This is a genomic window from Shewanella sp. SR43-8 (assembly GCF_014163775.1).
In the GTDB taxonomy this organism is placed as follows: domain Bacteria; phylum Pseudomonadota; class Gammaproteobacteria; order Enterobacterales; family Shewanellaceae; genus Shewanella; species Shewanella vesiculosa.
In genome coordinates this window covers 59,549-71,453 of the sequence record NZ_JACJDX010000014.1, presented here as the reverse complement: position 1 = coordinate 71,453, position 11,905 = coordinate 59,549, and the positions used below count along the sequence as shown (strand labels likewise).

Below are 11,905 nucleotides of genomic sequence, written 5' to 3'. Positions count from 1 at the left end.
ATAACAGGATCTAATACTTATCCAAAAGGACTTAAAATGCGTTATTTAATGATTATTGCAAGCTTATTACTGCTCAGCGCTTGCAGCACGAGTTATCCAAATCAGGCCATTACTGGGCAAACTTTTCCATCGGTGTCAGGCCAAAATCTTGAAGGGCAATCTATGACCTTGCCTGATGATTTAAAAGGTGAAACTGCGCTATTACTGATCGGTTATAAACAAGATTCACAGTTTGATATTGATCGCTGGTTAATTGGCTTAGACATGACCGAAACGCAAGTATCGGTATTTGAAGTGCCAACCATACAGGGATTGTTTCCTAGAATGTTCAGCACCTTTATAGACAGTGGTATGCGTGCAGGCATCCCTAAGCCACTTTGGAAAGGCGTTGTTACTGTCTATAAAGATGGTGAAAAAGTACAAGCATTTACCGGTAATGAAAAACCAAACAATGCGCGAGTGGTGCTATTAGATGGCCAAGGTAAAGTGATTTACTTTTATGACCAAGGCTTCTCTGTTGATGCACTTAATCAGTTAAGAGCCTTGCTTTAATCGCGCAAAAGGTAGTGTATAAATCGATCGAGATATCAATTATATCAGCCTCTTTACTGCCATATTTGAGGCCAGTAAGTGACATCTTGATAAAATATGACCTGATATATATCAACAATATGATGGCCGTGATGATTTGTTAAATGCTTTATTGAGTTTGTATCGTTAGAGTTTTGCTCATAAAAGTCTCTGGTCAGCGTTAAATGAGGCTATGAGGCCTAAATATCTTCGACTGGGTTGTAATCTTATCGGTTATCACTAATTATCTAAGCGCTGCTAAGTTTGCAGCTCTCAATTGAGGACTTTGCCATGCTGTACGATTTGACTGTAGTGCAATTCAGCAAAATGCTGAATAACTTAAATAATATTCTTGATAAGGCCGAGGTATTTGCCGCCTTTAAAAAGGTCGATATGGCAGTATTGCTGAACTCTCGCTTAGCGGCAGATCAATTTAATCTTACTCGCCAGATTCAGATAGCCTGTGACACGGCTAAAGTTGGTGTTGCCAGATTAACCGGTAATTTAGAGACTATGCCTAAGCATGATGATACTGAAACGACGCTTGAAGAGTTGCGTCAACGCATTGCTTCAGTCATTGAGTATATTAATGGTTTTAGCGAAGCCGACTTCGTTCACGCTGCCACTATCCATGTGTCACAACCTCGCTGGGCAGGTAAATATCTAACAGGCTATGAATTTGCTATTGAACATGCCATTCCTAATCTCTATTTTCATGTCACTACGGCCTACGCAATATTGCGCCACAACGGTGTTGAAGTGGGTAAAAAAGACTACTTAGGTGATATGCCTTATAAAGTCCCAGTTATTTAGCAAATTACTCGTTATCGGCTATTGGGGATACATAAACTAATGTAGCGTTTGTATCCTTTAATTGCTGCGCCCAGAAGCCCACTGTCTAAGCCATGTATTGACTTGATTTTTACGTTAGCTTTTGGGCATTTTTGTTTTACTCAGATGATTTAATTCGCTATTACTCTGCTCAATAATCAATTGTTTACTTGCATTTGATGCGGTAATTTTTTGGCGTAGCAACTGAATTAAGGTTGGCGCAATAGAGGCTAAAATCATGCCACACATCAATAAATATTGATGTGGTGTGTATGATTCACCCATTAACACAAAACCACAGGCAATACCTGCTATTGGGTTGGCTATGCCGCCAAAAGTGAAGTCGACAACCGACATACGTTGCAATAACCACACATACATACTGTAACCGAGTACAGTGTTGAGTAATATTATCCAGCTTATGCCGAAGCCATTAGTCAGACTAAATTGCTTGATCACATTGAGGTATTGTTCAGGTGAAAATAGTGCCTGAATGCCTGCGGCAACCAATAATAATGCTCCGCCGATAATGAGCTGCCAGGTGAGTATGGTCCACCAATGAATGCGTGATCCCAGTGCTTTAGTGATCGTGCTGCCGATAATAATACAGCTAATAGCCGCCAGCATCGCCATTAACCCAATAGGATTTAAACTAATAGTGCTGGGGTCAAATAGCATCCACGCTAGAGCAATTAAGATCGCGCCACAAAAGGCTTGCGGCAGATTAGGGCGTTTTTTACTGCTTACCCAATGAAATAGCATCGCGAAAACGGGTACTGAAATCATCCCTATACCAGAGATGGCCGACGGAAGTGTTAGTGCCATAATAAATATTAAACTGAAAAACACCGCAATATTAATCGCACCGAGTTTTATCAAAATAGACCAGTCGGCTTGTTGGGGCTTAGTCGGTTTGATTGCCAATAAAATGAGTCCAGCAGGCAATGCACGCAGAGCACCGAGTAATAACGCTGGCCAGTCAGGTAAAGTGAGCTGGGTCATCGCATAAGTGGTACCCCAAAAAAAGGCTGGGATCATGGCGAGTAAAATATTCATAAACTACCTTAGCATTAAATATCTTCATATAAAGATAAGTGTCAATTCTGGACTGCTAAGTTATCTTTGTAAAGTATCTTTTTATGAAGTATCTTTATGTTAAGTATTTTATAAGTGATCAATCGTTAAGATTAAGGGTGTTAAATGGAGGATATCGATAGAGTTGTGGCGCAGTGGGGTGAACAGAAGCCGCATTTAGATACTGCACCAATGGCAATACTTGGGCGTTTTTTGCGTTTACAAAAACACATTGAAGCTGAAATATCCACTTGTCATAAATTGTTTGGCCTGACCATGGGGGAATTTGATGTACTGGCTACATTACGACGTGCAGGCCTGCCTTATACCTTAACCCCTTCAGTGCTTTTGTCATCTATGATGTTAACCTCTGGCGCGATGACAAATCGCTTAGATAAACTAGAATCTAAAGATTTAATTGCACGTGTACACAGCACTGAAGACAGGCGTAGCGTATCCGTAGCTTTGACTGAAAAAGGACTTGCCACTATAGATGAAGCGATTGAGGCACATGTCCGCATTCAACATCAGTTGGTCGCAAACCTTTCAGATTCTGAACTGCCCGAGCTCAACCAATTACTCAAAACTTGGTTAGCTGGCTTTGAGGGCAATTAATAGCGGCTGTGATCAGATAACCCCAGATTGGGAGAATAAACGATTATCACACAGCCCTTTGTGCTGCTAACTTCGTTGTATTGACTTGTCATCGATCCGCTATTAATACAGTTATTAATATTTGGAGATGCCTTGTTAGCAAAACAAATAGCAATTTTGATATGAAATTGGTCAAATATTCTGATTTTAGCTTATTTATCCCACCCCTTAACCCTAATTTGGGTTAAACAGTCAGCTTCTTAAGATGCTGGTATTTTTTGTCAGTGCATTCTGAAATGCTGTATTGCGCTTTAGCCACTTTACATTTTAAAAAGCCGTTGATGATTGTTAGCTATTCTGTTCATTGGCTTTATAGGTTTTAGATATATACAAAGGTTATGTAAATATAACCAACAGCTAGAGGTTAATGAATGAGTCGTTTACCAATAAACTCATAAGTTAATGAACCGCAGTTATTTATGTTGCATTCTTGTTTCTGTATCTGTATTTTTCCTCTACATTATTGCATAATGCTGAGTCTTTTATTTAGACAAACGTATTAATTATGACGAACATTGTGTCGGCTTGTATTTATAGTTGAAAAGTCGGTAATGATTTTGTCTCTAAGCAATGCCAGTGGCAGCATTGCTGGTAGTTATTAAAAATAAATGGATGTTATAAATGTTTAAAACTAAATCTAGTGCTTGGCTGGCAATGTTCGGTCTTCTTGTATCAATAAAATCTTATGGCGTTGTCTTTGACGAAGCGCAAACAAATGTTATTAAAGATAAAATGCAGCATAGCATATCTGTTTCTAATATTGGTTTGGTTGAAGAAGGCCGTATTCATAATATCAATAAAGTTTATTCTGCTGGCAGGATTGCGGTTGGAACAGAATCAAAATATATTCATAACTTCTTGGCAAATAGTGATAACACTATTAGTTATTATGGTAAGCAAGCTCTGGTTACTGATGATAATTACTACGGTATTAATATTACGTTGAGCCCTGATGGCAAGTTTTTGTATGTAATATCTATAATTGACTCATCTTATCAATTGACTGTAATGAAGTTCGATGTCGATACAAAATATTGGGTTGAGCAGTTCAGCTATAGTGCGCTAAATGGACAAACTATTACAAATAATGATGTTATTGAAATATCAGAAAGTGGTAATTATCTATTTATCAGAAACCAATATGAACGGTATGTTTCGATAACAAAACGAGACGCTGCCACTGGCGAACTTGTTGCAGTAAAATTACTAGGTGATAGCGATAATATTCCATCACAGATAGATGATATTGAATTTGATGATAGTAATAATATTTTATTACTATCTGGTGAAGGCCGAGATTACAATTCGACAGATCCTCTCGTTGCTTATCAATTAAATCCTATTGACAATACCGTTGCGGAAATTTCTCGAGTCTCACGGAATAGCAGTTATCAATCAATTTCAAATATATTGTATGACCAGTCTACAGGTAATATATTTACTTCAGACAATAATGAAATTACGGTATATCGTCTAGATGTGGCAGGAGAGACATTGACACTCAAGTATAATGCTAATTCATACATTGCTTTCAATACAAATTCATATATTTCTTCAGCATCACTTTCTCTGGTTGGTAGTAAATTGTTAGTTCAAAGAACTAGTAATACAGGCAAGCTTTATAACTTCAACGATGGTGTATCACCCTCTTTTACGTTGGATAAAACGGTGGCAACAAATGTGTTACTTAGTTCTCTTAGTCGAGGAGATAAACTTGGCTGGAGACTAAACAATGAGAAAGTTGAGCTCTATGCATCTGCTGATAATTTTTATGATTACAGCAAAGTAAGTAGCATAAAAGATGGCCAGCAAAATTTACCTCACTTGGCCAATGGCTATAGCCGTAATGTGTTTATTGAGTCGTTGGGGATTATAGTTGTCATAGATGCAGATGGTATTACGTCGATTAGTGCTGATCCAGCGGCAAAGACATCGTTATTTTCTGCAAATTGGACCCAGTTTGGTATTGGGCAGAATGTTACGCCTGATATTCAGAGCCTATCTGTTCATGGTGATGAGATATTCATCGCGGGACGTAACTTTTCCGATAACAACTATTGGGAAAATAATAAGTATATAGCATTGAAAGTGGCTGTCGATGGAACTGTTTCAGGTGGACTTAAGTCTCTTATATCATCAGGTAATCCATTATATTACACAGATAATGCCGTATTTAACAAAGCTAATAATTTAGCAATATTCAGTAACGAAGATAACAATTATATCTTCGTTAGTATTGATGCGGATAACAATGCTACCTTGATTGATGTACTTGATACCTCTCTTTTAGGGAATAGCTATTATCGTCAGGTAGGCTTTGTTGGTGGCAAGCCGTATGTGTGGGACAGAAGTGCATCGAAACTTTACTGGATCGATTTAGACCTCGCTAATAAGGATGTTGATGTAGAAGAAGTCATTGACCTTTCTGGTTCAGTTCCTACTGAGTCATCGGTATTGGCAAATGAGGGCAACATCTATTTCGTTAGTCGTGACGCGATAAGCAGTTATAAGGTTAATACTGATTTTAGCTTGTCATTTATGTCGGTTTCTTTTATTTCAGGCATTAATAACCATAATTTGGTGTTTGTCTCACAGGACTATGTGGTAAGTACCGATTATTATGCTCTTTATACATATGCGGTGGACAGAGAGAGCGGTAGTTGGAAGTTACTTGCAACTACTCCAGCCAGCGATTATGGAATATCATATTTTCAGAACTATAACGTATTTTATGCCGATGGCTTGAAGCAGAAAGCTATTTTTGGTGCACAAGCGGGCGACTCAGCCGTTGGATTTATGATTGCCGACTTCTCCTCAAGTCCAGTATTGAAGGCCGCTATAATGCCTGTATTGGCAAACGAGGGAGAAAAGGTTGAGCTGAATATCGCCGATTTTGTTTTTGACGCTGATAGTGATGATGTACTTACTTATAGCCCTACTAGTCTTCCCGCTGATGCAATGTTGAGTGAGACGGGTCTGCTTACCCTTGAAACCAAAAGTAGTGACTCAGGTGATTTAAATATCTTGGTGACTGACAGCAGGGATATGACATTGACAATATTAGTGCCTTTCTATGCTAACACTGCGCCTCTTATAGGGACCATCGATAAGTACTGGGTTAATCCTGGCGAAAATATTGTTTTGGATCTCGCTGGTTCAGTTACCGATCCTGAAGGGCAGAGCTTCACTTTTGCTAAAGATGATGGCTCCGAGCTTGAGGTTAATCCCTATGGTTTGGTTTATGGGAAATTGATCGCTGCCGGCGAACACAAGGTGCTGGCGACAGTGACAGATAGTCTTGGGGCTAAGGCATCTTTGTCTGCCATAGTTCAAGTCAATTCGGCACCTAAGTCCATCAGCTTGAGTCCTCTTTCTATCAAGACTGCTGAAGCAGTTATTCTAGATGTTGCGAGTTCATTTACCGATGCTGATGGCCATATTATGAGTTTCACTGCTGAAGGGTTACCTGTTGGGATTAGTATCAGTCCGGAAGGCAATGTAACGGGAAGTACTACTACAAGCGGTAAGATGACCGCTTTGGTGACAGCGACGGATTCAATGGGGCTAAGCAGTAATGCGATACTTGTCATTAATGTAACAGATGGGGATTCTGGTGGCGGTAGTTTGGGGTATATTGCGTTATTACTTTTACCTTTAGCACTACGTCGGAAATTTTATTAAGTACTTTTATCAATAATTTTACTGGTCAATAGTCGATCTATTTTAAGCGATTTTTTAAGCTTGAATCACAGGCGATAAACATAGTGACTGGTGATACCGTAAATAATCCTCCATATAGGGGGATTATTTAATAACTAAGGTGTTGTTTAAGGTTAAGTTGACGGTGTGGTCCAACACTACTCTCGATATTATAAAAATGCGGTTTATTCACTCTATCACAATGAATAGTTTGGAAAGTATAACTAAGGAATCGCTCGTTCCTAAGCTCCAATAATTAATCAACTCCACAGAGCAAGGTAGTAAGTTAAGTCGGGTTTCGTTAAACGGCAATATGAATCTGCTGCTGAACTAATTCTCTTCCGCAGTTAATAGAAGCCCACCAACTTATAGAGCGATAGAAAAAGAACTTAATAGTTACGATTTCTCGAACTCTGAAATAAAAAGACAATTCAAACTGTTTATGCAGCGCGTTAGTAACAAACCGATGAAAGCAAAAAACGGCCAGCATCTTAAGATACTGGCCGTTTTTGTTTATGCGTTTTGTAATAGCTTAGCGCTTATGGTTGTAGCTGTGCTTTTGCCGCTTCAACTTTAGAAAAATCTAAGCCAAGTTCTACAACTGCTTCTTTGATTAAAGCAGGGTTTTGCATCACCATGCCCATCAGCTGTTGTAGCTTTTCCGCAGGAATGCCTAATTGACCAATAGTTGCCATTGCTGCAAATGGGTTTTCAGTTAACGTCTGGAACAGCTCATTAATTTGTACGTCACTGATATTGTGTTCTTTGAAGATGGCAATAATAGGATTCATTGCGTTACCTTGTAAATGTTAATTGAGTAAGATGTGATTTTATCATGATTTAGTCTGTAGAGGGCAAGATAGCGATTGCACAATCGTACTGACAAAATGATTCAGCAGGTTTTGACTTTGGTTAGTCTCTTAGCAAGATTGAACTGAGTGTCGTTTATACGTTACATCATTCGATAAATGATTGAGTTTACTACTCCGGTGTTTATACTGTTCTCGTTTTAGCGTGTTGCTTTGCTGATTTAAGACTACTTTTTATATGGATTTGTTACGGACGTTGATATGGATATTGAAACCCTCTGCACTGTGTTAGTGCTGCTCCAACCCCTTGTTGTATATTATGCCTTTTATAAAAATACTGGCGTAACCACCAAAGATAATGAGTTTAATCAATCTTTTTTGGTAATTTCTCCTAGTTTTGCCTTCTTTTATTTAGACCAATATTGGTATGCACTCGGTTTGCTGGTTGGCGTGGCATTGCTCGGTTTGTTATTGGCAATGATAGTGGATCGTAAAGCCAGTCATCCGATTGATTACGGCGGGCTGGTTTCATTTATGCTTGCTTGGTTGATTATATTTGGTATAGGTCATTGGATTGCATGTTTCTTCCCCGACTCAAGCAGTACTGAGGTTGACGATACAATAGCGCTGACAGATATCACTCAAGGGGGTTATTCAGCATTAACCAGTTCACTGTATTACTTCTTGATTATGCTGGGGGTGTTTTTTGTCCGTATTATAGAGAAAAAATATTTCACAAAGGATAATCTCAGTAGTTTGTTGTTGTTTATCAGCAGTGTTGTTGGTGGCGTGTTACCTATGGTGGGTGACTATTTTATCTTGAGCATAGTGATAAACTTTTTTATCTTATTTTATATGAGTGTCGCCATTATTCGCTTGGATGATACCGGTCCTTCAAGTGGTTCGGTGACTTTTATATTTAGTTATCTATTTATGATGGGGGCTAGCTTAGCCATCATGATAAAAGGCGGGTATTGGCTTTACAGCTTGATGAGTTAACTGCGGCATGATCGATAGGCTGCATGTTATTAGCTAGAGTCGATAGTCCCAAAAAAAAAGCCAGAACACATATGTAGATGTGTTCTGGCTTTTTGGATTAAGCATATTGACGAAAGTAACTATTGCCTAATCGCTATTCGTTTTCGACCTGACAACGTACTTGCGATAATGTGACCGTCTTGCCGGTTTGTACATGACGTAATAGGCAATTATCGCCTTGTTTTAACAGTTGCACTGCGTCCGGAATTTCAGTGCTGCGCCCCATGATCAATAAGCCGTTAGCATCTTTATGCTGAGCACGCTCAATCACTTCTTGGCTGTATTGAGTAAAAGCGTTATCGGCTATTAATACATTGCTGGCGTCCAGTAAGCTTGCTATCGCTTGTTGTAATTCAGCGTGGGTTTGGCTGCTAGGGTTTGTCAGCATTGCCGCTTGTAACGTTAATGGCGCCTCTTTTGCTGTCGCCCCACAGCCGCTCACTGCCAATACTGCCAGAATACCAATGAATTGCTTTTGCATTATTGCTCCAAAGCCAATGGCGTGAGAATACGGTTGTTTTTCAGTACATTTTGGTTGCGCGTGTCTTGCAACATAAAGCCTGGATCGACAAAGGATTCTCGTGCTGGTGCGCGCGCTAAAGCTGAAGCCGTCGCTGGGCAGCGGTTATTATTACGATAAAACAATGCTGCACTGAGAAGTCTTTCGTTGGTATCACCTAAAGCATGTCCAAGGTCATCTTCTAGAACACAACCTGGCACTTCACTGTCTAGGGTAGGATTGGCTGATGGTATAAATCCGTCAGAATATTCACCAAAGCCTTTGTCATTAACCCCTTTAAACTGAATGGTAAAGTAGGTTGTGGCACAGTTACTGGTTGGGTAAAAGCCATAAGGCTTACCGCAGGTTGTATCACCCAATTGAATTACCTCAATATTAATGCCGCGAAGGGCATTCATTAAGGCTTCGCTGGCAGAACAGGTGCCAGGGGTTGTTAATACAAATACTCGCTTAAGGTTTAGCGTGGGCAGCGATAATCCACTGCGCAGTAATGAAGTGTTAAAGCCGATTGATTCTGAAATAAACGACATCGGCGAGAGTGCTTCACGCGTTACTGGGTTAATGTTGGGGTACTTGTTGTTAAAGCTAGTTTGTTCAAACACCCGGTTAGTTGTGGCGTTATCACCCGCAATCATGTAGCCCAGTTGGCTGGCAAGTGCTAATAATCCACCGCCGTTATAGCGAATATCCAATACTAAATCGTCTACTTGTGCGTTGCTCAGTAACGTCATGGCATCGTATAAGCCTTTTTCGGCCGTCGCGATGTGAGAGTTAAATTGTAGATAACCCACTTTGCCATTAGTCGTTTGAATGGTTTTAGTATTTTGCACTGGCGTTGATACGATTGTGCCTGCCGATAATGTCACTGTGCGGTCGGTTTGGGCATTTAAATCTCGCACGGTAAACACCGTTTGTTTACCAGTGGCGTCGGGAAATAAACCTGCATTTAAAGTATCGATACTGTCGCTATCATTGGCATTTGCTACGCTGACACCGTCCACCGATACAATAATGGCACCACGGCTAATACCTGCATTGCTTGCCGGCGTGTTTGGCTCGTTGAAGGCCACAGTCACTTGTCGTGACACACCTGCCGATGCATTACGTAAATTTAGCGTCATGCCATAACCCACAGAGGCCCCGGACCCATTGAGTAATTCCCATTCTGCTGTCGGCATAGAAAAGTGGAAGTTATCTTTGAGGTTGCCTGTGTCTGACAATTCGTCGGTTTTTAGTAGTTCAAAATACTCGGCAACGCTATATGGTGCCGGATCGCGATCAATAATTTCGTCATACCAAAGGTAAGTGTCATCGCTCCACGACCGCAACCACAATTTTTGTGTCAAGGGGACACTGCACTGATTGGCTAATGTCGAGTAGTTAGCAAATTGACCAGCAACCCATTGAGGTGACGTTGAGCCAGTATTGCTATTGTTATCGCCGCTTGATGAGCCGCCACCGCCACAGGCTGTTAGTAACAGGCTGGCGCTGATAATGAATGGGGCGAGAGTGTTGCTTGAGAGTAACTGCATAATAATCCTTTATATACTCAAATATCGTGGTTAATGTTTAATCTTACAATTGACAACTTTATTACAATTGACCTAATTTGTAACTCGGTTTCTTGAGCAATACTAAGATTGATAAACCATGCTATTTGAAGTGTAATGATATTTCTATACGCGGCTACTGGTTGTAATGTTCAGTTCAACCTTAGTACTGTGTTTGTGGTTCCTTGCTACTGTTTTATTGCCTACTTATGTAGATATACTAGATGTCACAAGGTCCTTTTTGTATAAAATTGCCACAAGCGGCTGCCAACTTCATTTTGAAAGTTCAACGGCCCTAATCAGAGATATCATTACTATGTTCGACAAATATAAAGTAAAAAAGGCGGGTCAATGCTAACTTCACTTATGCATTTATCTGTACCCCGCCAGCGACAACATGGCGCATCTGGCATCAAACTACTGTTAATTATTTTAGTGACTATGCTGGTCACAATTGGATTAACGTTTTTTATTATTCGCACTTATATTTTTCCGTCGCCATTAACGCCTGTAACGTTAAATGCCCAAGAAGAGCAAAAGCTGGATCAAAAACTGACCCAGCTTGGTTGGCAAGTTGAACCTAGTCGCCAAGTGAGCCAATCACCTAATTCACGCGAATCAAGTAATCGTGGTCATAACAACGCAGAGCTAACCCCGCAGGCATATCGCGAATTTGATGCCGACCGCCAGGTGACTTTTAGCGAAAAAGAAGTTAATTCAATGATTGGCCGTAATCCTGATTTTGCGCAGCGGGTTGCGATAGATTTTTCAGACAATTTGGCCAGTGCAACCTTGCTGATTTCAATTCCTAAGGACTTTCCACTGATAGCTGGAGAAATCTTACGGGTTAATACTGGGTTGGACATTCATTTAGATACCAATGGTCGCCCAGTAGTTGCTTTAGTTGGCGTGAGCTTAATGGGTGTGCCTATTCCCAATGCATGGTTGGGTAACATGAAAAACGTCAATCTAGTGAGTGAGTTTGGCGACCGTGGTTTTTGGAATACCTTTGCCGATGGTGTGGATAATATTCAGATTCGTGATGGCGAACTGTCGATCAAACTGCGAAAGTAAATGCTATATCGGTTTGAAAGCAATGTTATAAGTATGGTGTTAGCAGTGAGCCTGAATATCAAGCTCATTGTTTATTGACCGTTTTT

At 40.2% G+C, this 11,905-nt stretch carries 10 protein-coding genes; 6 read left to right on the top strand and 4 right to left on the bottom strand.

The genetic code is table 11. The features are described from left to right. Positions 1-36 precede the first annotated feature (36 nt). Positions 37-552 (top strand): hypothetical protein, encoded by a 516-nt coding sequence (locus tag H5114_RS17330; RefSeq protein ID WP_124015228.1) that lies wholly within the window; start codon positions 37-39, stop codon positions 550-552. 309 nt (positions 553-861) lie between these two features. Beyond that, positions 862-1,383, top strand: coding sequence for a DUF1993 family protein (locus tag H5114_RS17325; RefSeq protein WP_182723605.1), 522 nt, complete (start codon positions 862-864; stop codon positions 1,381-1,383). A 114-nt stretch (positions 1,384-1,497) separates the two neighbouring features. Here the strand turns inward: H5114_RS17325 and H5114_RS17320 are convergent, their stop codons facing one another. After that, complete coding sequence (locus tag H5114_RS17320; protein WP_259395332.1) at positions 1,498-2,457, bottom strand: DMT family transporter; 960 nt, start codon at positions 2,455-2,457, stop codon at positions 1,498-1,500. Positions 2,458-2,601: 144 nt separating this feature from the next. Between H5114_RS17320 and H5114_RS17315 the strand changes: the two genes are divergently transcribed. Both H5114_RS17315 and H5114_RS17310 read left to right on the top strand, forming a co-directional pair. Next, positions 2,602-3,090: a MarR family winged helix-turn-helix transcriptional regulator gene (locus H5114_RS17315; RefSeq protein WP_124015226.1), complete on the top strand. Its 489-nt coding sequence runs from the start codon at positions 2,602-2,604 to the stop codon at positions 3,088-3,090. A 660-nt stretch (positions 3,091-3,750) separates the two neighbouring features. Beyond that, positions 3,751-6,810 (top strand): putative Ig domain-containing protein, encoded by a 3,060-nt coding sequence (locus H5114_RS17310; RefSeq protein ID WP_182696825.1) that lies wholly within the window; start codon positions 3,751-3,753, stop codon positions 6,808-6,810. A gap of 557 nt (positions 6,811-7,367) precedes the next feature. Here the strand turns inward: H5114_RS17310 and H5114_RS17305 are convergent. Next, positions 7,368-7,619 carry a DUF2999 family protein gene (locus H5114_RS17305; RefSeq protein ID WP_124015225.1) on the bottom strand — a complete coding sequence of 84 codons (252 nt, stop codon included), beginning with the start codon at positions 7,617-7,619 and terminating at the stop codon, positions 7,368-7,370. Positions 7,620-7,898: 279 nt separating this feature from the next. Here H5114_RS17305 and H5114_RS17300 point away from each other — a divergent pair, with 279 nt between their 5' ends. Continuing rightward, a complete protein-coding gene (locus H5114_RS17300; protein ID WP_182723604.1) occupies positions 7,899-8,636 on the top strand; it encodes a hypothetical protein in 738 nt (245 codons plus the stop codon). A 133-nt stretch (positions 8,637-8,769) separates the two neighbouring features. Here the strand turns inward: H5114_RS17300 and H5114_RS17295 are convergent, their stop codons facing one another. Both H5114_RS17295 and H5114_RS17290 read right to left on the bottom strand, forming a co-directional pair. After that, positions 8,770-9,156 (bottom strand): hypothetical protein, encoded by a 387-nt coding sequence (locus H5114_RS17295; RefSeq protein WP_182723603.1) that lies wholly within the window; start codon positions 9,154-9,156, stop codon positions 8,770-8,772. Further along, a complete protein-coding gene (locus tag H5114_RS17290) occupies positions 9,156-10,727 on the bottom strand; it encodes a S41 family peptidase (protein ID WP_182723602.1) in 1,572 nt (523 codons plus the stop codon). Before H5114_RS17290 ends, H5114_RS17295 begins: the two co-directional genes overlap by 1 nt. A gap of 369 nt (positions 10,728-11,096) precedes the next feature. Between H5114_RS17290 and H5114_RS17285 the strand changes: the two genes are divergently transcribed. Then, positions 11,097-11,819 (top strand): arginine N-succinyltransferase, encoded by a 723-nt coding sequence (locus H5114_RS17285; protein WP_259395331.1) that lies wholly within the window; start codon positions 11,097-11,099, stop codon positions 11,817-11,819. Positions 11,820-11,905 lie beyond the last annotated feature (86 nt).